Source organism: Hymenobacter sp. YC55 (assembly GCF_029433095.1).
Lineage (GTDB): Bacteria > Bacteroidota > Bacteroidia > Cytophagales > Hymenobacteraceae > Hymenobacter.
In genome coordinates, this window is the sequence record NZ_JARNTX010000006.1 from 58,256 (window position 1) to 83,124 (window position 24,869).

Sequence of the window (24,869 nt, forward strand, 5' to 3'; positions counted from 1 at the left end):
AAAAAAGCCTGGCTCGTAAAAACTTCTGGGCTGTTCCTCTAGCAGATCCGTGCATCCAGGCGCGGCCATCAAGATTACCGCCGACCCAATTAAGAATATTTTATTAAAACGTTTCATGTCTGATTTCCTTAGAAGGTAAGGGTGAAGCCGGCGAGATATGTGCGGGTGGCCGGGGCGTTAGTTCCCAGTGTCAAGATGCGGCTGAGGTTGGCACCATAGGCTACGGCCGCATTCTCGTTGCCACGCGAGTTGGTTTCCGGATCCATGCCCGACTCTTTCTTGTAAGGCGAGAAGAACACAAACGGATTCTGGGCCGTGGCGTAGAGACGCATTCTGCTCACACCCTTACTTTTCAGCCAAGTGATATTGTCGAAGTTATAGCCGAGGGTAATGGTGCGTATCTTCATATACGAAGCATCGAAGTACCCAAGCGTGCTGCCATACTTCGGATTGTCGCTGCTTCTGGGACCAGCTGGATTAGGATATTTGGCATCCGTGTTATCAGGAGTCCAGTAATCCACCTTCACGTTGTTGCGACGACCGGTCAGCATGTTGAGGTAGCCGGCCGAGCCGTAGATGGTGCTGTTGAGCAAGCCACCTTCTTGGAAGATGCCTACTACACTCAAATCAAACCCTTTGTACGCAACCCGGGTATTGAACCCGCCTTGAAAGTTGGGATTGGTATCCAGAATTTGCCGGTCTGCTGCGCCAATGGCTCGGGTAGGGGTGCCATCTGCATTGTAGTCGCCGGTGTATTTCACCTTAATCATACCCGGGGCTCCGCCGGGCTCCAGAATGTCCCGGTATGGATCCTCTTGCTGCCACAACCCTACTTTTTCGTAGTCAAAAACTACGTTGATCGGTTTTCCAACGAACCACCAGTTGTTTTCATCCCTGGGCTGGTTCCCCGCGAGCGACGTAATCTTGTTGCGGTTGGCATACATGTTAAGGCCCGCTTCCCAAGTCCAGCCGTTGAGATTTTCCAGGATTACCCCGTTCAATGAAAGCTCAATGCCTTTGTTTTGGGTAGAGCCAACGTTGGCCGTATAGCTCCCTACGCCTGAAGTGGGCGGCAAGCCTACGCTGAGCAGCAGGTTTTCGGTTTTGGTAACGTAGTATTCAACCGTACCAGAAAGACGGTTGTTCAGGACCGCAAAATCCACCCCGTAGTTCCAGGTTTTCGAGTATTCCCAACCCAATTTTGGGTTAGGCAGCTCGCTCACATACAAGCCGGTCTGGTAGCCAGTCGGGCCAAAGTTGTAGGGTCGGGTCGCTAAACGGCCCAGGGTAGCGTATGGGTTAACAGATTGGTTGGACGTGACGCCATAGCCAGCCCGGAACTTCAGCATGTTCACAGCCGAAACACCCTGCATGAACGATTCTTTAGCTACGTTCCAGCCAACCGATACGGCGGGGTAGGTGTTCCATTGGTAGCCCGGCGAGAGGCGCGAAGAGCCGTCCGAACGAACCGTAGCTGACAGCAGGTACCGGTCGTCATAGGAGTACATCACGCGGCCCATGTAAGACAACAGACCAAATTTTGTATACCCTTGTTCGCCATTATTGGGTAGGGAGATTTCGCCGGCGGCCAATGATAGGTTGTAGAACTGGAAGGCGTCGGAAGGAATATCCCGGGCATTAATCTGCGACCGGTTGAACACGTTATTGGAAGCCGAGTACAGGGCTATTGCATTTATATTATGCTTCCCGGCAAAAGTGCGGTCGTACGACAGGATGTTTTCAACGGTATAATCGGTCGTAACGGAGTTGCTAACCGAGCCCGTAGAAAGGTTATCCGGATTGTCAGAGCCGATGCCCCGCCCGGTGTAAGAGCCACCCTGGCTCTGCCGATAATTTACGCCCAGATTGAGGCGATACTTCAATCCGTCTACTCCCGGAATCTTAAACTCTCCGAAGATGGAGTTGTAGCTGGCAAAGCTTCTCGATTGGCTTAGCCAGTTATCCTTGTTAGCCTCTACGACATCCCTGTCGTATACCCACTGATTATCCTGTACCATGCTGATAACTCTTTTCAAAGAGCCATCCGCGTTGTACGGATTGGAAATGGGTGTTGCAGCCAACGTGCCGTATATACCTACGTTGCCGCCTTCGGTTAAACTGTAGCTGTTGTTCGCCGTGAAACCCACACGAACGTACTTGCCAACACCCTGGTCGAGCGTTCCGCGCACGGAATAACGGGTGTACTGTTGGGTTGGAATGACACCTTCTTCCTGGTAATAACCCGCGTTGAAATTATAACGCCCGTTCTGCGTACCGCCGGAAACCCCTATGTTTTGGTTGACCTGTATACCCGTTTTGTAGAGATTATCCTGCCAATCAGTATTCACGTCAGGCGACTCATCCAAGCCAAACTGCGGAACGCCGTTGGTTGCGTACAGGCCTGCTGCCTTTCGAAGCTCAACAAATTCGGCCCCATTCATCATGGGATATCGGGAGAAGAGTGTTTTCGCGCCAACGAAGCCATCATACGTTATTTGCGGCTTCTGACCCACTTTCCCGCTTTTGGTGGTTACCAAAACAACTCCGTTTGCCCCGCGAGACCCGTAAATAGCTGTGGCCGAGGCATCTTTCAGAATGTCAACACTCTGGATGTCGTTGGGGTTGATGTCGCCGATAGAGCCCGGAAAAGGAATGCCATCCAGTACGATCAACGGATCATTACTAGCAGTGAGTGACCGTACCCCACGGATCCGAATCTGCGTGGCAGCGCCCGGCTGGGAGGAGGTTTGCGAAAACTGCACACCGGGCAATCGACCTTGCAGAGCCTGCGAAATGTTAGCAGCAGGCACTTCGCGCAAGTTCTCACCAGTAATAGAAGCTACTGAACCCGTGACGGCTTCTGCTCGCTGCGTACCATACCCTACCACCACTACTTCATCCAGCGCCTTGGTGTTGGTAGCCAGCGTGACGTTTACGGTGGCACCGGAAATAACTACCTCTTGACTGATGAAGCCAATGGCACTAAACACGAGCGTGCTGCCAACCGGAGCCGACAGTGTAAATCCTCCGTCCCCATTGGTGGAAACACCGTTGGTGGTGCCTTTTTGCAGAACGGTAACACCAGGCAGGCCTTCGCCCTTGTCAGCAGTTACTCGGCCCGACACCGTTTGGGCAGTTTGGGCCATGGCGGAGGTTGTGGCTAAGCCAACGAGCAGTGACGCCGCCACTCGCTTAGCGAGGAGCGGAGTGCTGTGCAGCGTGGTTGCGCATAGAAGTTTTTTCATGGTTGGAATGGTGGGGTTATGGGTCGTACTAAACTTTTAGATCTTGGAGAGTTGCCCTCAGCTGACAGGCAGTATCAGTCAGTTAAGCAAGGCCGGCATCTTTAAGTCACAATCGATTGTGCATGCGCAATAAAGAGCGACAGCTGTAATAATCGGAATTTCAAGAAGCCGTAATGGCACCTTAATTCTGACGAAGAGCAGTGCTCTGAATAACTGCTAGCACTCTCTCCACGGCCGAAGCCAGCTTCGGGTAATTTAAGGTGCTACAAGCCGTTGCTAATTTCACTTGGTGGTACTCAAGAACTGTTACTAAGTGGGCTAATGCTTGCGCGAAGCCCTTCAAGTGGAAATAGCTAGTATTCGTAATCGATTAGTAAAAATCAAACAGCTGTTTAATCTCTACCACTAGAAAACAGACGAAAGTGAGATAGTGGAAAACAGAGAAAGTTGAGGATTTTATCCCTGCTGGGATAGTGTCAAAGGTATTCTCTACAAAAGCGCAAGCATTCTTATATTCTTACAACGGATGTAAAAATCTACGGCAGAGCTACTGACCATAATATTGCCCTTTAAGAAGCTACAGAGGCGTTTTAGTATACATATGTGTTATTTCGCTGTACATTCATTGGCTTCTCAGCTTGAATCGTTTTAGCAAAGATTTGTCTAGTTGAGAGTAGGTATTGTACACTATGTTGCACTAACAATCTTTTGTTTGTTTCCCGATTTTTAGGAAAGCTAAAAACAGTGGACGGAGAACTCCACGCATTAAAATTGGGAGGTCACACCACTAATAACATGCCCTTTACTTTCGCTTGGATAAGCTTAAATACGAAGTAATGCCGAGCTTTCATACTCACAAATTGTAAGTTCCACTCGGTAGCTTCTGAGTGCCATGCAGCGGTTGAAAATCGATTTGGGTACTCTTTAAAGGACGCATAGCTCGCCTGCGAGAGTAAGTAAGTGGCTATGATTTGCTGACTCGCATAGCCTGCATTTTTTTCGGCGCTGTGTAAGTATCCCTGCTTATAACAAGCATACTCTATCTTAATCTTAGGGCTACTTAGTTCTTGTTTTTACGCAATGGTTTGCGTTAACTAGCATCGCCCAATTAGACGTGACTTTTTGGTCGCGCAATTCGGCACATCGGCTTTGCTCGCAAGCAAATTTTATCTTTGTTAATCTGGTTATATGATCTAACTGGCTAGAGCTTGTTGGCAGCTGCTACAAGGTCAATTACTCTATTAACTAGAGCTGCCTCGCTCAGTCTAAGGCACTACGGTATAGGGTCTACAAAACCCTAGCCTCAAAAGGCAGTCGCGGCAAGAAGCGATGCATTACTCTTTAACCTCGACATGAGCAGGAAATTCTATCACCTCAACTACGCATTCCTTGTTCGAGCCTTCCCAATTCTGTTGGTGTGGGTGCTGCTGCTTGTGCGTGAGTCTGCTTCTGCTCAAGCGCAGGATGTTAAGTTCACGGCGTTGACTACGAAAGACGATTTGTCTTCCAATACCATCAACGCCATCCTCAAAGATCAATACGGCCTGCTCTGGTTTGCCACCGACGGAGGATTGAAAAAATACGACGGGCAGGAGTTTAAGACCTACCAACTAGGGGCCCCCAAAGCGGTTGGCTTTCAAGCCAATGACATTTCCGCCCTGCATGAGGACGAAGCAGGTCGGTTGTGGGTAGGAACCATGGGGGGAGGGCTTTTTACTTACAACCGGCTTCAGGATACCTTCAGGCCTTATACGATAGGCAGCAAGACTACCCCGCTCGATAATAAGTACATTAAGTCTATATGTAGTGATGCTTCCGGCACTATTTGGGTGGCCACTATCAATGGCGTACAAACCTTAGACCCGCGAACCGCTAAGATTACTCGAGTTTCCTTGGTTGCGCCCAACCAGTCGAGAACGTTGAACCCTATATGTGTCTATGCGGATCGGAAGCACAGAGTTTGGATTGGCACCGAAAGCGGTCTGTTCTCTTACAACCAAGCTACCAACTCAATACAGTCTTTCAAGCACGACCCAACTAACACCCGTAGCTTGGTCAGCGACACCGTTAACACCATAGCCGAAGACCAGCTTGGGCAACTCTGGATCGGTACTAGCAATGGCTTAAGCCAACTTTCTGCCGACGAGGCAAGCTTCGATAATTTTAAATTCAACTATGCCAACAAGCACACGATTGGCAGCAACCACATCTATACGATAGCCGCTGACCGTGATGGGAGCATCTGGCTCGGCACTGAGGGAGGCCTCGACATCATGGATGTCAGGACCAGAAAGGTGGCGCGCTACGTTCACAACAGCCGGGACATCTACAGCTTAAACAGCAAATCGGTCCGCAGCATATTCATTGATCGGCAGGGTATTCATTGGATTGGAACGTACCAGGGAGGAATCGATAAATACGACCAGAACCTTACTCTATTCAATGTTGAGCGGAGCAGTGAGCTTGATCCGTTTGGACTCAATGCTCCTTTTGTAACGGCCATAGCCGAAAATCGCAACGGCAACATTTTCGTGGGTACCGATGGGGGCGGACTGAACGTGTATAATCTGAAAACGAGACTATTCAGCCACGTTGAACTCAAAAGTCAGGAGAGGCTTAATCTAACTGGCTTACCCATTCTGAGTATGCTGCTCGACCGGCACGACCAGTTATGGATAGGGACCTTCAGACACGGCCTGTTCATATACGACACCCACACCGGCCGCTACCAGCAACTGCTTGCCAAACAGAGCTCTTCGTCTCTGAATAGCAACGATATTTTCTGCCTCAAAGAGGACCACAACGGCAACATTTGGATCGGCACGAACGGGGGCGGCGTGAATGTGTATAATCCTACCACTAAAAAGATTACCAGATTTACTGCGCGGCCTAAAACTGCCGAGGACAAACGCTTGCCAGTCAACAACTATATAAGGGCAATTGAGGAAGACTCGAACGGCAATATTTGGATTGGCTCCACTGGCAGCGGCATTGCGGTGTATCGTCCCGTCGATCAGCAGTTTACGGTTTACAATTCTGCTCGTACCGGTTTTGCTTTAGACCGGATCAATACGCTTCAAAGAGACCGTCAGGGTACTATATGGATTGGAACTGCTGGCGACGGTTTGTACCAGTTCGATATTCATTCCAGCAAGCTGACTGCTTTTCCTAATCAGAAGGGTTTGTCAGATAACTTCATTCATAAAATTCTAGAAGACGCAAACAGTACCATCTGGCTTAGTACCGGCCAAGGCATCAGTAGACTAGATACCAAGCAAAATAAAGTCGTCAACTATTCCCGCGACAACGGTCTGCAAGGCAAGGCATTTCTAAATAATTCCGGCATTAGATCCTCTAGCGGATTGCTCTTCTTTGGCGGGATTGAAGGGTTCAACTACTTCGATCCTTCCCGCATAAAAGTTAACCGCAATATCCCGCGGGTATTACTGACCGATCTGAAAGTTGACAACAAATCCGTAGTTGCGGGGGAGCAATCAGCGCTTCGGCAGGCTATAGCCGTGGCCAAGGAAATCGATTTAGATTACAAGCAAAACTTCTCTATCAATTATGCGGCTCTGGATTACACATTGCCCCAGCAAAACCAATACGCTTATAAGCTGAAGGGCTTCGATCAAAACTGGAATTATGTAGGGCCTACTACTACGGCTTACTACACCAATCTAGATCCTGGGGAATATGAGTTTCAGGTTAAAGCCAGCAACAACGACGGGATTTGGAACCAGAATGGGGCTTCCATCAAGATTACGATTCATCCTCCCTTCTGGAGAACCTTCTATGCCTATGGGCTATACGTTGCCCTGATTGGGTTTGCCCTGCTTTATAGCCGCTACCGGGGCATCAAACAACTGAAAAAGGAATTCGAGCAGCAGCAGGAACGCAAGCAAGCCGAGCGGGCCCGCGAATTGGATTTGCTGAAAATCAAGTTCTTAACGAATTTAAGCCATGAGTTCCGCACGCCTATTTCGCTGATTCTAGCACCAACCAACAAGCTGCTTTCACAGCAGAAAGATCCGCAGAGCGCCGGACAGCTGCAGGTCATCAGGCGCAACGCGCAACGGCTTTTGCATCTGGTAAATCAGTTGCTGGATTTTCGCAAGCTAGAGGAGCACGAACTGCAATTGAATTTGTCGGAAGGAGAAATCACCTCCTTTGTTGAAGAAGTAGCCAATTCCTTCCAAGATTTGGCTGAAATTAAGAAGGTTAAGCTGTCGCTACGCCTCTCTCCCGAAAAGCTATTCGTGCGTTTCGATTACGACAAGGTGGAACGGATTCTAGTGAATTTACTATCCAACGCCTTCAAGTTCACGCCCGAGGGCGGAAACGTGAGCGTGGAACTCTCAGCGTCACCGGGGCCCGCGGCCACATCGGAAAAGACGGTTCGCATTCAGGTCGCCGACACGGGTATTGGCATTTCACCTAGCGAGCAGAATTTCATCTTCGAGCGGTTTTTCCAGGGCCATGAGCTTACTTCCGTTTTACACCAAAGCAGTGGTATTGGCCTCTCCATCACAAAAGAGTTTGTTGAACTGCACAACGGCTCTATTACCGTGGAAAGTGAACTAGGCCAAGGCACTACCTTCACCGTCGAACTTCCACTCTCAACCTTTACTCCGGCTGCTGAGCGCGAAAAGGAAGTTGAGGTCGAACCGTTACAGCTTGTCGCGGGAAGTAAACTGCCGGCCCGGCCCCTCAAAAAGCAGAAAGTGGGGGAGTTGCCTCATCTTCTGCTAGTAGAGGACGACGATGATTTCCGGTACTATTTGAAGGACAATCTAAAGGATCAATACAAAATTACGGACGTGTTGAATGGTAAAGACGGCTGGTACAAAGCCCTTGCCTGCCATCCCGACTTGATAATTAGCGATATTACCATGCCCTTTATGGATGGGGTAGCTTTAAGCCGAAAGCTGAAGTCAGACAAGCGAACCTGCCATATTCCTATCATTCTGCTAACGGGGCTGACGCGGGAGGAAGAGCAGCTAAAGGGGCTCGAATCGGGCGCCAATGATTATTTAAGTAAGCCTTTCAACTTCGAGCTACTGCACGTCAGAATTAAGAATTTACTGGAATTAAACCGCATACTAAAAACAACTTATACCAAGCAGCTCCAAGTTGTTCCTAGTCCGGTACAGATAGAGTCGAGCAGCGAGAAGTTTCTTAATAACGTAGTGCTGTACATCGAGAAAAACCTGAAAAACACCAACTTCTCGGTAGAAGACCTAAGCGAACATTTCGGGATGAGCAGAGGCTCGATGTACAACAAAATCCTGGAGTTGACGGGCATGCCACCCGTCGAGTTTATTCGCTCGTTTAAGCTAGACCGGGCGGCTGTGTTGCTGCAGGAAAGTGACTTGAACATTTCCGAGGTAGCTTACCGTGCCGGATTTGCAACTCCCCACTACTTCACAAAATCGTTTAAAGCTAAATTCAGCGTCTTGCCTTCGGATTATAGAAAAAGCAAGAAGCAGAGCATGGACAGTTAGTCTTTAGTTTCTGCCATTAGCTTCCTATCTGCTCGATTAAAGGCAGCACAAATGAATGGGCAAGTGGTAGGGCTGTTGCTGCTAAGAAACTTCTTTACTTAGTTTAACAACTTTAAGGCATGAACGGCTTAAGGCTTATGACCACGCGGCGGATAGAATCCAGATCTACGGCGGGGCAAGACCCTAAGTCCTCGGAGAAGGTTGCCGCCGGCTCGGGGGCTCCGAATAGTGCGCGAGTAAAGCGCGGATACAGCAATTGCGCCAGCAGTTGCTGCGCTACTTGCTTACTAACGTCATCAGCCACGCCCTGCCGTTGGTGAAGGAAGTTTGCCACCCGTTCCTGCACGTTTTCGAACATAGCTTCGTGCAAGCGTACGGCGCCCTGCGGAAACCGCTCGGCTTCGGTAATGGCAAGCCGAAAAAGGCGCAAAGGCTTGCTAGACAAGACGGTTTCGAGAAAGCGGGCACAGAACAGCACCAACGCCTGCTCTGGGTCGGGGGCGTAGTCGGCCGGCTCGCGCAGGTGGTCGAGCTGCAAGTCTAGCACTAACTCAAACACAGCCAGAAATAGGTCCTCTTTGCGCACGAAATGGGCATATAGGGTGCGCTTAGTGGTACCGGCGTGCGCGGCAATACGGTCCATAGATGCCCGCTCGAAGCCGGATTCTAGGAATACTGCCTTAGCAGCGTGCAGCATGTGCGTCCGTAATTCGGGCCCACGTTTGACCATCTCTCATGTTGTTAACCAGGCAGCACTATACCAGCCTAGCACAAAAATCAGATTTACCAGCCGGATCTACACTACTCTTCTTTGGAGCACATGCCAGGATATACACATGTTGCCTAAGCAGCTGCTCTTCTCACGGTTGATTCAACACAGATATACCCGGCTGCTCTCGGCACCGGGGTCAGAAGTAAGCTACTTTAAAAGTCTCTCACCTTGATGGCAGCATATTGATGGTTACGTTCGAGGCTGCAAAAATTACTGTTGGTCAGCTCTAAGGCTAGAGCCACAGAACTGACCTTTTTCCAGTGATTTCCTCTTAAGATCTAGGTTGTAGCTTGAGGGCACTTATTCAGCTTACTCCCAAATACTGTTTGCCTCCGTCAGGATGATAGGCTGGCCATCGGTGATAACAATGGTATGCTCGTGCTGAGCCACGAAGCTACCATCTTTAGTAGCGAGGGTCCATCCATCGCTGAGCTGGTGGGCTAGTGAGGCGCGGGTGGAAATAAACGTTTCCACCGCTACCACCGAGTTCTTCTTGAAGCGCTTTAGGTTGTAACGGTCGTAATAGCAGGGTATTTCCTTGGGCTCTTCGTGCAGACTGCGTCCGATGCCGTGCCCTACCAGGTTTTTTATCACCCGATAACCCGCTTTACGCGCTTCTCCTTCAATTAACCCGCCAATATCGGCAATGCGTACCCCACCGCGAATGCGGCTTAGGGCCGTGCGCAAAATTCGCCGGGAAGCATCAACTAACGGCTGGTGCTGGTGAATATCGGTCCCGAGCACAAAGGAGCCGCCGTTGTCGGCCCAGTAGCCGTCCAGCTCAGCCGATACATCTATATTCACTAGGTCGCCTTCCTGCAGCACTTTACGGTCTGAGGGAATGCCGTGCGCCACCTCATTGTTAACGCTGATGCACGTCCAGCCCGGAAAGCCATAGGTAAGCCGCGGAGCCGATTTAGCACCCAGTGCGGCCAGGATACTGCCGCCGTATTCGTCTAGTTCCTTGGTGGTCATGCCTGGCTGGGCGTACTCGCGCATGTGTTTGAGCGTGGTGCCGACGGCTTGGCTGATGCGTTGCAGGCCGACTAAATCTGCTTGAGAGGTAATAGACATAGGGCGTAGGGACTAGGTTTTTGACGTGATGGCGCGTTGCACCAACTGCAATAACAGAAAACGGTGCTAATGTATGTTGGCATTTGCTTTTAAGCATTTTCCGAGCGCCCTGCTTGCAGCCATTGTTGCCTTTAACGTTTCGCCAAGGCTTTCTGCACAAACTCTTTTAGTAACCACCTAGTAGCGTCAGCCCCACCCGCACAAGCTGGCTGACTACCCCGCAAAATTTTGGGATAATTATAATACAGCGGGCTACTCTTTCTGACACTAACTTATAGCATAATCCTCTTATTAGGCATTCCTAATAACCTCTAAGTCAATTAGTAGCTGGATTTTGAAGCTGGTTGTTGCAATGGATTTTGCGGGGAACCTTAGTTAACAAGGTCAGTAAGTGCCACCTCTTAGCTAAGCTGCTCTGAGCCACGTGCCGTAACTTGCGTAACCATTGCTATTTGCTTGCATGACTACGTCTCTATCAGCTGATATTTTGGCTCGTTTGCGCGCTGAAACTCGTCCTTACCACGAAGCACTCGAACAAAACAGTTTCAACCAAGCCTTATCGGCCGGCGTGCCGACGCAAGAGCTTACCAACTGGTTTTTGCGCAAAATGTACGGCTTTCTCGTACCCTACGAGCAACAACTCCGGCAGCATTCCTGGCCGCCAGCCTGGCAGGTGGAGCGCCGCTACCGGGCTCACCTAATCTTGCAGGATCTGTCCGCTGAGGCTAGCTCCGCGGCTCTCCCACTGTGTGTTACCATGCCACCACTGCATACTTTGCCCGAGTTGCTTGGCGCCATGTACGTTCTCGAAGGCTCCACCCTAGGCGGCCAGGTTATTGCCCGGCAACTAGCCAAGGCAGGCATCACTACCCGCACCTACTTTAGTGGCTATGCCGATCAAACGGGCCCCATGTGGAAGTCATTCTGCCAGCTGCTGAATGAGGCCGCAACGGAAATTAATCAAGACGAAATCGTGTTGTCGGCCCGCCGCACATTTCAACATCTAGACGCCTGGCTGAACCACGAATGAGCTATACCGACGAGCGCCTGCTAAACGCCGAAATCAACTTAACCAACTGCGACCGGGAGCCCATTCATATCCCTGGTTCAATACAACCCTATGGCTTCGTGCTCTGCCTGCACGAGCAGACGATGCAGGTCGTGCAAGCCAGCGAAAACACGTTGGAGCTCCTTGGCATTGCGGCCCCCGACTTACTTGGGGCGGGATTGGAGCAGCTCTTACCAGCCGAGCAGGTAGAGGCCATTGCACACCTGCGCCCCACGCTCGGTGTGACGCCGAAGCTACTGGGCGTGCGTCTCGATAAGGTAACCGGCCAGCCATTCTACAAAATCATTCTGCACCGCTACGATCAGCTGTTGTGGCTGGAGTTTGAACCAGTAGCCGATGCGCCGACCAGCACCTTGGATTTGGGCCAGCTCAACGAGGCCCTGGGGCAGATGCTGTCGGCCACGCGCGTGCTGGAGTTTTGCCAGCACGCGGTGGAGCAGGTACGCAGCATCACCGGCTTCGACCGGGTGGCCATCTACCGCTTTGCCGGAGACGAGAGCGGGGAAATCATTGCCGAAGCCAAGCACGAAGACCTAGAGCCGTGGCTAGGCTTACACTACCCCGCTACCGACATTCCGAAGCAGGCGCGGGCTATGTACCTAAAAAACTGGCTTCGCTTTATCCCGGACGCGTCGTATGTGCCGGCCCCGCTAGTACCAGTCAACAACCCGGCCACCAACCGCCCACCGGATATGACCTACGCCGTGCTGCGTAGCGTGTCGCCTATACACTTGCAGTACTTGCACAACATGGGCTCGGCGGCCACCATGACCATCTCGCTGATCAGTGACGGCAAGCTCTGGGGCATGGTCACGTGCCACCACCGCACCCCGCGGCTGGTGGGCTACGAGCTGCGCGACCTTTGCCAGTTTCTGGGCAAAACGTTTTCGGCCCTCATCAAAACCAAAGAGCAGTACGACGAACAGGAATACCAGCTGCGCATCCGCGAAACGCAGGTGCATCTGCTCGAACACGTATCGAGCAGCGTCAACTTCGTGGAGGGGCTCTATCGCCAGCACCCCACCGTGCAGGACGTGTTCGACTGCGGGGGTGCCGCCATCTGCTTCGACGGGGAAATCGTGCTGCTTGGCAACACACCTACCCAAGCCCAGGTGCAGGAGTTGCTGGCCTGGCTGCAAGAGCAGCCGCCGCAAGATGTGTTTCACACCAATTCCTACGTAGCGCACAACCCGGTGGGCTTGGCCTTGCGACCCACGGCCAGCGGAATTATGGCCATTTCACTGGCCGATGCGCCCGGCAACTACCTGCTCTGGTTCCGGCCCGAAGTGGTACAGACCGTGACCTGGGCGGGGCAGAACAGCAAAGTGGAAGTTCTCGCCGACGGCCAAGCATTTCTCTCGCCCCGTCAGTCGTTTGAAGCCTGGAAACAGTTGGTGGAAAGCACGGCAGCCCCCTGGAAGCCCATGGAAATCGAGGCGGCCAAAGAGATTCGTCTGCACATCTCGGATGTGCGCTTGAAGGTATTCAACGAATTGCAGGCCCGCGCCGCCCGCCTCAGCCAGCTCAACTCCGAGTTGGAGCGCAGCAACGACGAGCTGGATTCCTTTGCCTACGTAGCTTCTCACGACTTAAAAGAGCCACTCCGCGGTATTCACAACTACTCGCTGTTTCTGCTCGAAGACTACGCCGACCAACTTGATGCCGAAGGCGTAAGCAAGCTGCAAACCTTGGTGCGGCTAAGCCAGCGCATGGAGAATCTGATTGAGTCGCTACTGCAGCTTTCGCGGGTGGGGCGGCAGGATTTGACAGTGGAAGATGTGGATATGAACGAGCTAGTGGCCGAGGTGGTGGAACTGCTGGCGCCGCGTTTCGAGCAAACTAACACCACCGTGACCGTGGCCCATTCGCTACCGGTTATCCGTTGCGACCAAGTACGTATGCGCGAGGTCTTCAACAATTTGCTGACCAATGCTATGCGCTACAACGACCACGCCAACAAAACCGTGGAAGTGGGCGTGTTACCTGCCGAAGCAGCTGGACAGAAAGGGCTTGCCAACCCCGACGATTTTTACGTTTTTTACGTACGCGACAATGGCATTGGTATCGACCCCAAGCACCATTCCAATATTTTCAAGCTCTTCAAGCGGTTGCACGGGCAGGAAAAGTATGGGGGTGGTACGGGCGCTGGCCTAGCTATTGTCAAAAAAATGGTTGAAAAGCATGGCGGCACCCTGTGGGTGGAATCGACCAAAGGGGAAGGCGCCACCTTCTATTTCTCGCTCTCTAAACACGTATAAGTGTCTGTTTTCCCGCTCAAACCCATCCTCGTCGTGGAGGACAGTGCTGAGGACTTCATGGCTATCAGCCGTGCTTTCCGCAAGCATGCCCTGCGTAACCCGGTGCTGCGCTGTGAAGACGGCGACCAGGCCCTAGAATATTTGCAAGGCTACGGCAAAGCTGTGGGCTGGCCCCTGACGCTGCCTGCCATTGTGCTCCTCGACTTAAACCTACCCGGCACCGACGGGCGCACGGTGCTCGGCAAGCTCAAGCAAGACGCCCAACTGCATTCCATTCCCGTAATCATCTTCAGCACCTCCTCCAACGAGCGTGACATCGAAGACTGTTACGAGCTGGGGGCCAACACCTACCTAACCAAACCGATTGAGTACGCCGCCCTGGAAGAGAAAATTCGACTAACCATCCACTACTGGCTGGAAGCCGCTACCCTACCGTTTGCCAATTAGCTTTCTAGTGAAAAAGATTTTACTCGTTGATGACAACGAGCTCGACCGGGTGCTTTACAAACGGTATTTAAGCAGACAGCAACACTACGAGCGGATGGAGCTCTACGAGGCTGCTTCCGGAGAAGAGGCCCTAGCGCTGTTCGAAACCATTCAACCTGATTGCGTGCTGCTCGATTACAACCTGCTCGATACGGACGGGTTGACGCTGCTACTCGAACTCAAGAAACTAGCGCCAGAAAATCTCTGCGCGGTCATGATTACGGGGGGTGGCAGCGAACAGCTCGCCGTAGGAGCTCTTAACAGTGGAGCGTTGGATTACTTGGTTAAGCAGCAATTCGACCAAGAACTGCTGTGTAAAACTGTAATGCACGCCATCGAGAAAAACGAATGGCGGCAGTACATGGCTCAGTACCACGTCGAACTAAAGAGTGTCAACCACCAATTGCGGGCCTCAGTGGAAGAACTGACCACCGCCCGCCAGCAGATTCACCACCAGAATACGCTGCTCACGCAAACCAATCAGGAGCTAGCGTCCACCAACCAAGAACTGGCCCGCACCAACGCCGATCTCGACAACTTCGTGTTTGCGGCGTCCCACGATTTGCGGCAGCCAGCAAACAACCTGCGGGGCCTCTTCGAAGAGCTGCGCAGCGCGGCCACCATCTCGGACCCAGATGCGGCCCAGATGTGGCGGTTGTTCGATGATTCGTTGCGGGCACTAACCACCACCATCACCGAACTAGCCGATGTGGTACAGGTAGCGCGCCAGCCCGACGAGCAGGTAACGGAACGTATAACATTTGAAGACGTTACTGCGCACATACTGCAAACCCTCCATCCCGAAATCAAAGCGGCCCACGCAGTAATTGAGACGGATTTCACGGACTTGCCGGAATTGCCCTACGGACGCAGCAATCTGCGCACGATCATGCTCAACCTGGTAAGCAACGCGCTCAAATACCGGCATCCCGACCGGGCGCCGCGGGTGCAGATTCGGACCTACATAGCCATGGGACAGCCTGTGCTGGAAGTGCAAGACAATGGTCTTGGAATCGACTTGCAGCAGCATGGCAATGACTTGTTTCAGCTGTTCCGCCGTTTCCATCCGCAAGCCAACACGGGAACAGGCGTTGGCTTGTTTCTGATAAACAGGCTGGTGCAATCACAAGGTGGCCACATTGATGTGGATAGTCAGCAGGGCGAGGGCACTACGTTCCGGGTATTTTTGCAGGGTGCCCAGCAAGAAATGGTTGCTTAACTCGCAGCAACAAGCTTGGTTGAACGTTTGGGTTAAAAGGTCATGGTTACCTTGTTTTTTACCCGATGGTAACTGCTGCCCGCTTCCAAGACCTGACCTTTGGTACGGGCCGTTTGCCTGGAACTCCTCTAGGCGTTACCCGCTACTCTACATGATTGACTCGCCCCTCGATACCTTTCTGCTGCAATTCTACCCCTTTAGCTTGCAGCAACTTCAACTCATCCGGAATCAGGCCGTGGCGCGGACCTACCAGCCGGGAGACTATTTCTCTGAGGCGGGTCGGGTGGCGCAGGAAATTGGCTTTATCGTGGCGGGCGTGTTGCGCGTTTGCTATTTCGAGCGGAATGGCACGGAAAACACCAAGTACTTTGTGGAAGAAAACCACTTTGTGGTGGACTTGCAAAGCTATCAATTCCATCAGCCCTGCACCGAGTACGTGCAGGCCGTAACGGAGGTGCACCTGCTCGTGTTCAAGGCCCGCGCGTGGCAGGCTCTTAGCCATACCATACTCGTGTGGCCGCAGGTCGAGCAGAAGCTCTTCACGCAAGCGCTGTTGGAAAAAATGAACCGGCGCAGCGCGCTGGTCAGCCCCAACGGGGCCACCCGTTACGAGCAGTTCCTGACCACGTTTCCGGGGCTGGCTAATCGCATTCCGCTCGCGTACCTGGCGTCCTACATTGGCGTCACGCCGCAGTCCCTGAGTCGTATTCGCCGCAGGCTGGGTAGCCTGCCGGGTGCCCCGGAGGCCACCACCTGACCCCCTCGCTTTGTTTCGCTCTCCGACCAGCCCGGTGTACTTCAGGGTTTAGCTACACGCTACCAGGTAGTAGTGCTTGTGTTATCCTGCAACTGGTTTGATAGCAAGAGGCGGGTGGCATAACGGCCCGCAACACCACGCTGTTGAGCAGTTGGCTGCGCGGCGGTAGCGGGGTTCTGCCCGGTTAAGAGCAGCGAAGCAGGCTCGCCAGCCCCTGCTGCCAGGTTCCCTCAGCGGGGTGTTCCTGCCAGCGTCATCTGCTTTTTACCGGCCGTTCTGTTGCTTCCTTATTTACCTAAAGGTAAGTAGCCCGTCCAGCAGCCGTTGGACCTTTGCGCTGTACTTACTTCCTCACACAGCGCATGAAACATGTTCTTATTACCGGTGCCAACAAGAGCATCGGCCTGGAAACCGCCCGCCAATTGGCGCAGCAGGGCTATTTTGTGTACCTCGGCTGCCGGGACCTAGCCAAAGGGCAGCAGGCAGTAGCTAACCTGGCCGAAGCCGGCCTCCCCCACGTCGAGGCTATTCAACTTGACGTCTGCGACAAAGCCTCCATTCAAGCGGCCGCAAAGACTATCCAAGCGAAAACCAACGTCTTGGACGCGTTAATCAACAATGCGGGCGTGCTGGGCCAGATGCCGCAAAACGCCTTAACTACCGGCACTGACCAGATACGAGAAATCTTCGACACCAACTTCTTCGGTACCATCGACGTGACGCAGGCCTTTCTGGAGTTGCTGGGGCAGGCGCCGGTTCCCGTCATTGTCAACATCACCTCGGGACTGGCCTCGCTCACCTTGCAAAGCGACCCCACCTGGATTCATGCGCCCTATAAACTAGCGGCCTACGGTTCCTCGAAAACGGCGCTCAATGCCTACACCGTCTTCCTGGCGTACGAGCTGGGCGCGAAAAACTTTAAAGTCAATGCCGTCGACCCGGGCCAGACGGCCACCGATTTTACCGGCTACCAAGGGGGAGCAGTAACGGATGCGGCCCGGTTCGTCGTGCAATACGCCACGATCGGTGCGGACGGCCCCACCGGGAAGTACTTTAGTCGGGATGCACCAGCTGGTGAAACCGAAAGCCCTTGGTAGTCAAGGTGTATTAGCAGCTTCCAAAGACCAAAGGCAACTCTATTCGAGTTGCCTTTGGTCTTTGGAAGCTAGTGTCGTCATGCAACCCTATCCTAAAGCGGGCGTCGACCATCCGACGATTCACATTTGGACCATACTTTTGAATTTAAATAAGGCTAGCAATAGTCATTTGCCAATAAGGCATCACAAGGGTCCGGCATGCTACCAGACCTTTCGTGTTATGGCTAACACTTAGGGCGCAAAATCTTCGAAACCACGCTAGTTACTCCCGTCCAACTCAAGCAGCCAAAGCGACGGCTCAGTTGCCAACGCCAAGGCAGCCAGATTAAGCCAGGTCCCGGCGCGGTCGAGTACGGCCGAATCGGAGGTGATCACCACGTCGGTGGTTTCGGCCAGCACCCGGTCCGGGTTCATCACAACTTCCGCCGTCCAGGGCAGACCTAAAGCGTGTCCCAATTCGCGCAGGCGCGCAGCGAGCCGTCCGCTATTGGAAACAGGTTGATCGAGCAGCCACCGCACGGGCCCAGGCGCGATAGGTTGTAGCGCAGTGGCGGCGAGCCGGATGGCCCGGTCGGTTTCTTGCACTGCTCGGTAAGTGCCATGGATGCTCGATAAGTCGCGCAGGGCGCCGTCGCGGCCCCGCAGCACCACCCCGCCGCTCAAAGCAGTTTCGATGGTAATAATCAGGTTGAAGCCGTCGATGAACACGGGCCGGCCCTCCAGGTCACCAGGCAACTGCGTGGCGGCGCGGCCGACGCGCTGCTCGTCGGTACAAGCAGCGCGACCCACGGCCCAGCGCTGGCGCTCCGTCAGGGCGTACCGGTCGCCGACCAACTTGAGGGTGCCACCCGTCGGGTACCCACGCGTTAGCAGCCACGATGTTTCTTCTACGGCGCGGCGCAGCACTGGCACCCACTCGGGCGCAAACAGCCGCTCATCGGCAGGATGTGGGCCACGGTGGCGAGTATCGGCAGAACGCATAAGTAGACGTGAGAAATAAGCAGCTTTGTCACCAAACAAAGAGAGCAAAATTTTCCTATTAAGCCTACAGTCCACTTAGGTGCGTGTGTCTTTACCAAGGAATTACACTAGTTGTAGGATTGTATCCTCACCGACGAATTTCCCAGTTGGGCCGTTGGCATTCGGAGGGGCCTATTATGCTATCCGTGCGCGAGCTTCCTGACGGTTCCGCGGTGTTCATTATAGTCGGCCCGGCCAAACCGCATTCACCCAAAAAAGGGGTATTCTGCAGATCATACGTCAAATTACTGACGGGCAGCTTTCACCGATTCGCCATCACTGACGTTGATCTGAATGGCTTCCACTACCTGCAACCCTTTGGCTTTAGGGTCACATGTTTGTGTGATTGTTTGCGCTTTATAAAGGAGCCATCTTCGCTCTACCTTGTTTAGGCTTGATGCTCTTGTAGCGCGCCCGTTGCCCTGGGTCCGCCACGTCCAGAGTTCAACTGCCATTGAAGCCAAAAAGCGGCTTACGTACGGTGATTTCGTGGCTTACCTAGCCGGCCCTGCCCTCTCGACTCTTTTTGCCATGGCGACCAACAACGAAACCGCAGTGGATCGGCTCTGGAGCCGGCTTAAAAACAACAAATACTTGGCCCTGCTCATCGTTGGGGCGAGCGTCACGACCAGCATCGTTTCCTTTTCTGACGGGTTTCTAACTTCTTGGCGGGCCGTCGATGCCTTAATTCCGGATAAGCAGCAAACCGCGCTGGAGAAGTCGGGAAGTTTAGAAGCCTCGCAAAGTGTATTCCCTTTCAGCTCAACTTATGAGGTGGCCGACAACGCTGAGAGCAACCAACTCACCTTATCAAAAGACAACCTTGTGGTGGATTTCGGGCTTGGTAATCGGCCCGGCAACTTCGTTTATACGCTCCAAAAGAAAGGCCACCAACTCGTTATTAGTCCTTACAACTCCTATCTGCTGGACTTGAAAAAGGGCCGGCCCGTCACGCCAGTAAATTACCGGTGGACTCCCTTTGCCTTTCAATTTCCCGCCCTGGATTTTCAAGTAATCAACCATTCTTCGGCAACCGTTTTTTTCAAGAAAGCGGTATTCAATGTTTCCAGGAGTGTCCCGGATTCGTTTCCGCTGATCTTGCTCAACGAGGGCTATAACATGCAATTGCCCATACAAAATTTAGGGTGGGGTACTGCACACAACTGCCAACTCTTATTCAAGCTGCTGCCGCCCGAAGCGCCCCCCAGCTACGGGCAGGGCTATCAGTACCAATACGTTATAGGAGATTTCAAAGCAGGCTCTATATCTCTAGATCTGCGGCCTTACTTCCAGAAGCTAGGCGTAAAGCTGGATGTACTAGACAAAGGGTACGCTTATTCCTCCTATCAAAGAGGAGAGGAGTTTTACACAATCATCGACGAAAGTGGGCATGAAAAGAAGCTCAGCAGCCAAGCGTATGAAAACCGCCTGCGGGAGGCGCGTGGCTCTTTCCGCGACGGAGTAGCTAGGATCGTAGGCGAATTGCAGTTTGAAGGTCTTACCGCGGCGGGGAAGAAAGTACCAGAAAAGGTGAGGTTTTCAGGGCTGGTTTATTTTAGTGATGCAGTGGCTGGGGCGCCTGCGTCACCTCATTTTGCCTATACGGTGCAGCTGGAAGCAAATCAAACTGATTATCAAAAGGAAGTTTCCCTTTCCCAAGTAATCCGACCACAAGAGGCGGCCCACTTCAACCTAAAACTATTTGCGCCCCAGTCTTCGCGCCATTTCTTCACGTTGACCTTAATTTATGACGACAATAAGCAATTCACAGCCCCCAACATCGCCCTTAATTATCTGATGACCCGAGCTGACTCTTCGTTTGTCAGAGAAGAGCAATTACTGGCTGAAACGGCCAGTCAATTACCGGAGCAATAAGCTGGTGAGTGAAACTGCCCAATATCAGCCCTTTTACCCTTAGTCTATCTTAAGCCGCAGCTTTGCGACGTTCTGACTCTGCCTTGACGGCGGCCTTGAAGCCCTCGTGGCCGTGCAATTGTGTGTACGCTTTCCAGACGGTGCCCGGGGCATCCCCCTGCCGCAAGCGGTTCAGGGCCTCATTGAGCAGGTCGGCTTCCGCTGGTTGTTGCGGGGCGGCTTTCGCTTCCGCCGTTAACTGTTCGGATTCTTCCTCTCCAAAGAAGCCGTGTTGGTAAAGACCTGTGAGCTTGAGCACTGCCCGGCTCAAGGCCCGTTTCTCGGCTGTCTCAGCGAAGTAGCTGTTTTTGCAGTTCTCAGGCACGGCGCTGCCATAGGTTTCAACCGTGGCCTCGTCCATGGTGGCAACTGCCTTGATAACGGCGTATTTGGGTTCGAGTTTGAGAGCCTTATAGCGCACTTGAATGCCGTAGTGAGCCTGCACTTTTTCGATACCAGAGCGGGTCAGGATGGTGTAGTGCTGGTGTTGAAATACATCTTCCTTGACTAGGCCGCACTCTTTGTAGAGGCTATTGAGTTTATCGGCTTTGGTGGCGGGGGCTTGTTTAGCCATAGCAGTCTACGGGGTAAAGGCGTACTGAGAAGGAAGCGGCGTCAGCAGGGCGGCATACTCCCTACGGAAGGCTTGTCGCACAGTTGCTCTACAAGCGTAAACTAAGAAAAACCAACGAACCCGTTAGACCAAGTCTAGGTACGCACCAGCAAAACTAGGCTCAGCAATAAGCGCGGCTAGTCAAGCAGTGATTAGCCAACAAGGATATTTATGTTTTATCTACCCACTTTACTACCAAGTCATGCGAGGAAAGGCGTTGCAACTACTCTCAACTCCTGCGAGAGCAATTGCAACGGCTCCTGAAAAAGCAGCCTATTCAAGTAGTAAAACAAGTAGCAGGCAAGCTACCAGCACCAAGCAGACGAAGAGGACTAGTCGCAAGCGAAGCAGAAAACGGATTCTAGCCCGCGTTTTTTGTACTGCGTTATTCCCTGAGTTGCAGCTCACAGCAAGATTAGCTCCGCTGTAAGAGCCAGGGTAAATACCACGCAGAACAGCACTGATAAGCCTAATTCATCACGCAAGCTATAGGGAGTAAAATCTTTTTCCATCGAAGGGGCCAACACACTAACTAAACAATGTACAAACACACATGGAATAGAACAATTACTATGCCAATGCGGCTTGCAGAAGTCAGTACTTTCCTTTTTCGATGTAAGCAGAAACAGCCAAATGAGGTGCTAGCCTGCTATTCTGGAGTCAGATCATCGAGCTTGATAGCGGCTGTATAATCATCGAGAAACTCCGTGCCAGTAGAGGTTCGCAGCTTCTCTACCAGCACGTTGTCCTCATGGTTGTAGAACATTTCCACGAAGAATTCACCTGACATGTGGTAGAGTACCAGCGTATTCTTGCCCTCGTAACGCGTGGCGATATGTCGGCCCTCATCCCACACCAACTCAATTTGTTCCAGGAAGGGTAAGGCCCGGAAGTCAGCGTGTGAGGTCGGCATAAGTAATAGAGCGTGATAGGTGTGAAAAAGCTTGGCAAGTTACAACTAGGCACTCGTCGCGACTTGATAAGACGGTTGCTAACGGCTATACGCTGTTAAGGCTGTTGGTATACCTGTCGCTAGGGAGTTGTTACGAATAAAATAGTTGAAATGCCGATGCCACATATCTGCCTAGCCCACCTCCTGATTCGTCTTGCGCTAGACGACTAGCGCTGTGATGCGCAGATTGGTTGCTTGTTTACTTCGTTCATCACAATCCCATTTTGTTAGCACCGGTAACCAAACGGCGAAAACGAAATGTGCCAAGCCTAAGCCGAGTTGCTTTGGCAATCTGCAAGAGGATTCACCTCGAACCTTACAAAAAAGCAACGTACTTCATAAGGTCCGATAAGTAAGATTTATCGGACCTTATCGTATCTTGTCCTTGCAGAGTTTATGTGTGTTGTCCACTCCTTATATATAGCTCCATGAAGCAGTCCAGTAGTATGGTTCCCGCAGCATCGTACTTGCCGTCCTTGGCGGAACTAGCCGAGCACACGGCGCGCTACGTGGAAGCAGGCTTGGCGGGCGCTGCCAACACAGCCAAAGCCTACGCCGGCGACCTCAAGCGCTTTGGGACCTGGTGCGCCGAGCACGGTTTGGAGCCGCTGCCGGCCTCGGTCGACACGCTGGCTGGGTTTGTGACCCACTTGGCAGAAACCGGCAAAAAGGTGGCTACCATCCAACGCCACTGTGCGGCCGTGAGCAAGGCCCACGCTCTGCACGGTGTAGACTCGCCCACCGACGACAAGAAGTTCAAGATTCTCTTAGAAGGCATCGCCCGCCTGAAGGGCGTGCGGCAGAAGCAAGCTCTGGCTTTTACGCTGGCCGCCTTTAAGCGTATTGTCAAAAGCATCAATGCACAAACCCTGGCCGGCAAGCGCGACAAGGTAATCTTGCTACTCGGCTTTTCCGGGGCCTTTCGTCGCTCGGAGCTGGCGGCGCTCAACCTGGAAGACCTGAGCTTTTCCGAGGAAGGCTTGCTAGTCGACCTGAAAAAGAGCAAAACCAATCAGCTGGGCGAACACGAGGAAAAAGCCATCTTCTACTCGCCCGAGCTACCGCTCTGCCCTATCCGCTCCTTGCAGGCGTGGACGAAAGTGCTCGGCCGCACGCATGGCCCCTTATTCGTGTCGCTGCGCAAAAACAGCCAACTCACCGAGCGCCGGCTCACCGACAAGCATCTAAATTTAATCGTGCAACGGTATTTGGGCTCCTCGTTTTCAGCACACTCTCTGCGGGCGTCCTTTGTGACAATAGCCAAACTAGCCGGGGCCGATGACTCGGAGGTGATGAACCAGACCAAGCATAAGACCAGCGAAATGATTCGCCGCTATACCCGCCTCGACAATGTGCGCCAGCATAACGCGGCCCAAAAACTAGGGTTATAGATAGCCGGTTTGGAAATAATACACCTTGGCTGTCCTTGAAGAGCGCGCGGTGAATCGTGGCGCGCGGGTTAGAGCTATCGACTTCTACCGAACATCATTACCTGAACTGTAGAGGTGGTTTTATGTGAAAAAGGGAGTTAATACGGAAAGAGAAATGAGGGTTTCTACCGACATCCTAGCAATGTATCGGGAGGTATTTTGCCGTAACAAATTTTCCGTTTTTCTCTCCCCATGTTTACCCTTCCTCTCAACTCAGACCAACAGGAGGAGCGTCAGTTAATTGCTAGGCACGCAATGGTGGAGTTTCAGCACAGTGGGGGCACTATTACTCCCGAAATGAGGAAACTTCTCCAACTATATACTGAGGGGTACTTAGAGGTACCCGAGCTCTTCCGCGTAGCAGCGCAGCGGGCTGAAAAAGCATTGGCTTTAGCTAGTTCAGTTGTTGTTCCTGCTTATTCAGTTCTACCCACTCCCCCGCCCGATAGATTTAATGATTCTATTGAGGCAGATACAGGTATGAAGACGACTCCCTGATTAGTGTTGTTTCATCCGTCCACAAACATCTACAAGCCCCGCTACTAATCATAGTGGGGCTTTTTGGCAGTTTAAGGCTTATAAAAGCTATTATTTAGAACATTGAAACGTAGCAGCTTTTGCCACGCTTCACGCGCCGTGGACTAGTCTGGCTAGCTGTCACACTTGAGTGAAGGACGTAGACGGATTTACTTAACCTGCACGTCGGGCTTCGCCACCTGAGCAGATAACGGGTACCAATACCTACCTCTTCAAAGCCGACAAGCAAACTGAACCCACAGCTGAGAGTGCAACGCCACTTATGAGCCTGTGCGACCCCGAATGCGACTCAGCGATTGGGGCTTGACGCCCACGTAGGAGGCGATGTAGTACTGGGGCACGCGCTGCTGCAAATCGGGGTAGGTGCGTACGAAACGGGCGTAACGCTCCTCGGGCGTCTCTTCGTAAAACGACGTGAGCTGCCCGAGCACGTCCGTGAACAGCGTCTCGGCCACCAAGCGGCCAAACCGCTCACCTTGGCCCACCTCGCGGTAGAGGCGCTGCAGGTTGTCGTAGGAAATAGAAAGCAGGCGCGCCGGCTCGAGGGCCTGAATGCCGTGCGCGGCGGGCTGGGCCGGCAGAAAGCTGCTGTAGTCGCCGATAAACTCTCGCTCGCGGCCGAAGTAGAACGAGTGCTCCTGCCCGTCGCGGTGGCGAAAGTTGTGAAAGACGCCTTCCACTATGAACGCGACTTTGCGGCTCACCTGGCCCGGGCGCAGAAAGAAGCCCCCCTTGGGCAGCTGCTCGGCCACGAATAACTCCGTCAGCAAGATTTCCTCAGCGGGAGTGAGCGTCACGAAGCGGCGAACAACGGCAAGCAAACTTTCATGCGGTGTCATGGCAAAAGGAGGGTAAGCAGGAAGTTCGCTCAAAGTAGAAAATAACACACAAGTTGCGTTGGTAGCCTAGTAGTCTTGTTCCT

The 24,869-nt window shown here is 52.6% G+C and carries 16 protein-coding genes; 9 read left to right on the forward strand and 7 right to left on the reverse strand.

The window, feature by feature from the left end; all coding sequences use genetic code 11:
- Nucleotides 1–128: 128 nt before the first annotated feature.
- A complete protein-coding gene (locus P1X16_RS26180) occupies nt 129–3,245 on the reverse strand; it encodes a TonB-dependent receptor (protein ID WP_277235319.1) in 3,117 nt (1,038 codons plus the stop codon).
- Between the two features lie 1,352 nt (nt 3,246–4,597).
- Here P1X16_RS26180 and P1X16_RS26185 point away from each other — a divergent pair.
- A complete protein-coding gene (locus tag P1X16_RS26185; protein ID WP_277235321.1) occupies nt 4,598–8,749 on the forward strand; it encodes a hybrid sensor histidine kinase/response regulator transcription factor in 4,152 nt (1,383 codons plus the stop codon).
- A gap of 112 nt (nt 8,750–8,861) precedes the next feature.
- Here the strand turns inward: P1X16_RS26185 and P1X16_RS26190 are convergent, their stop codons facing one another.
- Together P1X16_RS26190 and map are read right to left on the reverse strand one after the other, a co-directional pair.
- Complete coding sequence (locus tag P1X16_RS26190; RefSeq protein ID WP_277235323.1) at nt 8,862–9,446, reverse strand: TetR/AcrR family transcriptional regulator; 585 nt, start codon at nt 9,444–9,446, stop codon at nt 8,862–8,864.
- Nucleotides 9,447–9,830: 384 nt separating this feature from the next.
- Entirely contained in the window at nt 9,831–10,595 is a 765-nt protein-coding gene (map, locus tag P1X16_RS26195) for a type I methionyl aminopeptidase (protein WP_277235324.1), read from the reverse strand.
- A 460-nt stretch (nt 10,596–11,055) separates the two neighbouring features.
- On the opposite strand from map, the gene P1X16_RS26200 reads away from it, so the two are divergent.
- The 6 genes from P1X16_RS26200 to P1X16_RS26225 all read left to right on the forward strand — a co-directional run bounded on the left by P1X16_RS26200 (nt 11,056) and on the right by P1X16_RS26225 (nt 17,481).
- Nucleotides 11,056–11,625 (forward strand): biliverdin-producing heme oxygenase, encoded by a 570-nt coding sequence (locus tag P1X16_RS26200; protein ID WP_277235326.1) that lies wholly within the window; start codon nt 11,056–11,058, stop codon nt 11,623–11,625.
- A complete protein-coding gene (locus tag P1X16_RS26205; protein WP_277235328.1) occupies nt 11,622–13,922 on the forward strand; it encodes an ATP-binding protein in 2,301 nt (766 codons plus the stop codon). The genes P1X16_RS26200 and P1X16_RS26205 overlap by 4 nt, the downstream gene beginning before the upstream one ends.
- On the forward strand, nt 13,923–14,369 hold the full coding sequence (locus P1X16_RS26210) for a response regulator (protein ID WP_277235330.1): 447 nt from the start codon (nt 13,923–13,925) through the stop codon (nt 14,367–14,369).
- A gap of 7 nt (nt 14,370–14,376) precedes the next feature.
- Complete coding sequence (locus P1X16_RS26215; protein WP_277235332.1) at nt 14,377–15,627, forward strand: ATP-binding protein; 1,251 nt, start codon at nt 14,377–14,379, stop codon at nt 15,625–15,627.
- Nucleotides 15,628–15,778: 151 nt separating this feature from the next.
- Complete coding sequence (locus P1X16_RS26220) at nt 15,779–16,384, forward strand: Crp/Fnr family transcriptional regulator (RefSeq protein WP_277235334.1); 606 nt, start codon at nt 15,779–15,781, stop codon at nt 16,382–16,384.
- A gap of 362 nt (nt 16,385–16,746) precedes the next feature.
- Nucleotides 16,747–17,481 carry an SDR family oxidoreductase gene (locus P1X16_RS26225; protein WP_277235336.1) on the forward strand — a complete coding sequence of 245 codons (735 nt, stop codon included), beginning with the start codon at nt 16,747–16,749 and terminating at the stop codon, nt 17,479–17,481.
- 258 nt (nt 17,482–17,739) lie between these two features.
- Here P1X16_RS26225 and P1X16_RS26230 read toward each other — a convergent pair whose 3' ends face one another.
- A complete protein-coding gene (locus P1X16_RS26230; protein ID WP_277235338.1) occupies nt 17,740–18,462 on the reverse strand; it encodes a DUF434 domain-containing protein in 723 nt (240 codons plus the stop codon).
- 456 nt (nt 18,463–18,918) lie between these two features.
- Here P1X16_RS26230 and P1X16_RS26235 point away from each other — a divergent pair, with 456 nt between their 5' ends.
- Nucleotides 18,919–20,376: a hypothetical protein gene (locus P1X16_RS26235; RefSeq protein ID WP_277235340.1), complete on the forward strand. Its 1,458-nt coding sequence runs from the start codon at nt 18,919–18,921 to the stop codon at nt 20,374–20,376.
- A 49-nt stretch (nt 20,377–20,425) separates the two neighbouring features.
- Here P1X16_RS26235 and P1X16_RS26240 read toward each other — a convergent pair whose 3' ends face one another.
- Together P1X16_RS26240 and P1X16_RS26245 are read right to left on the reverse strand one after the other, a co-directional pair.
- Nucleotides 20,426–20,989 (reverse strand): hypothetical protein, encoded by a 564-nt coding sequence (locus tag P1X16_RS26240; protein WP_277235342.1) that lies wholly within the window; start codon nt 20,987–20,989, stop codon nt 20,426–20,428.
- 688 nt (nt 20,990–21,677) lie between these two features.
- A complete protein-coding gene (locus P1X16_RS26245) occupies nt 21,678–21,941 on the reverse strand; it encodes a hypothetical protein (RefSeq protein WP_277235344.1) in 264 nt (87 codons plus the stop codon).
- Nucleotides 21,942–22,426: 485 nt separating this feature from the next.
- Here P1X16_RS26245 and P1X16_RS26250 point away from each other — a divergent pair, with 485 nt between their 5' ends.
- Entirely contained in the window at nt 22,427–23,371 is a 945-nt protein-coding gene (locus P1X16_RS26250) for a site-specific integrase (RefSeq protein WP_277235346.1), read from the forward strand.
- An 836-nt stretch (nt 23,372–24,207) separates the two neighbouring features.
- On the opposite strand, the gene P1X16_RS26255 is transcribed toward P1X16_RS26250, so the two are convergent.
- Entirely contained in the window at nt 24,208–24,786 is a 579-nt protein-coding gene (locus P1X16_RS26255) for a Crp/Fnr family transcriptional regulator (protein WP_277235348.1), read from the reverse strand.
- Nucleotides 24,787–24,869 lie beyond the last annotated feature (83 nt).

Excerpts from the sequence above, each read along its gene's own strand:
- P1X16_RS26180 (WP_277235319.1), bottom strand. The coding sequence starts at position 3,245 with ATGAAAAAACTTCTATGCGCAACCACGCTGCACAGCACTCCGCTCCTC.
- P1X16_RS26185 (WP_277235321.1), top strand. The coding sequence starts at position 4,598 with ATGAGCAGGAAATTCTATCACCTCAACTACGCATTCCTTGTTCGAGCC.
- P1X16_RS26190 (WP_277235323.1), bottom strand. The coding sequence starts at position 9,446 with ATGCTGCACGCTGCTAAGGCAGTATTCCTAGAATCCGGCTTCGAGCGG.
- map (WP_277235324.1), bottom strand. The coding sequence starts at position 10,595 with ATGTCTATTACCTCTCAAGCAGATTTAGTCGGCCTGCAACGCATCAGC.
- P1X16_RS26200 (WP_277235326.1), top strand. The coding sequence starts at position 11,056 with ATGACTACGTCTCTATCAGCTGATATTTTGGCTCGTTTGCGCGCTGAA.
- P1X16_RS26205 (WP_277235328.1), top strand. The coding sequence starts at position 11,622 with ATGAGCTATACCGACGAGCGCCTGCTAAACGCCGAAATCAACTTAACC.
- P1X16_RS26220 (WP_277235334.1), top strand. The coding sequence starts at position 15,779 with ATGATTGACTCGCCCCTCGATACCTTTCTGCTGCAATTCTACCCCTTT.
- P1X16_RS26225 (WP_277235336.1), top strand. The coding sequence starts at position 16,747 with ATGAAACATGTTCTTATTACCGGTGCCAACAAGAGCATCGGCCTGGAA.
- P1X16_RS26230 (WP_277235338.1), bottom strand. The coding sequence starts at position 18,462 with ATGCGTTCTGCCGATACTCGCCACCGTGGCCCACATCCTGCCGATGAG.
- P1X16_RS26240 (WP_277235342.1), bottom strand. The coding sequence starts at position 20,989 with ATGGCTAAACAAGCCCCCGCCACCAAAGCCGATAAACTCAATAGCCTC.
- P1X16_RS26245 (WP_277235344.1), bottom strand. The coding sequence starts at position 21,941 with ATGCCGACCTCACACGCTGACTTCCGGGCCTTACCCTTCCTGGAACAA.
- P1X16_RS26250 (WP_277235346.1), top strand. The coding sequence starts at position 22,427 with ATGGTTCCCGCAGCATCGTACTTGCCGTCCTTGGCGGAACTAGCCGAG.
- P1X16_RS26255 (WP_277235348.1), bottom strand. The coding sequence starts at position 24,786 with ATGACACCGCATGAAAGTTTGCTTGCCGTTGTTCGCCGCTTCGTGACG.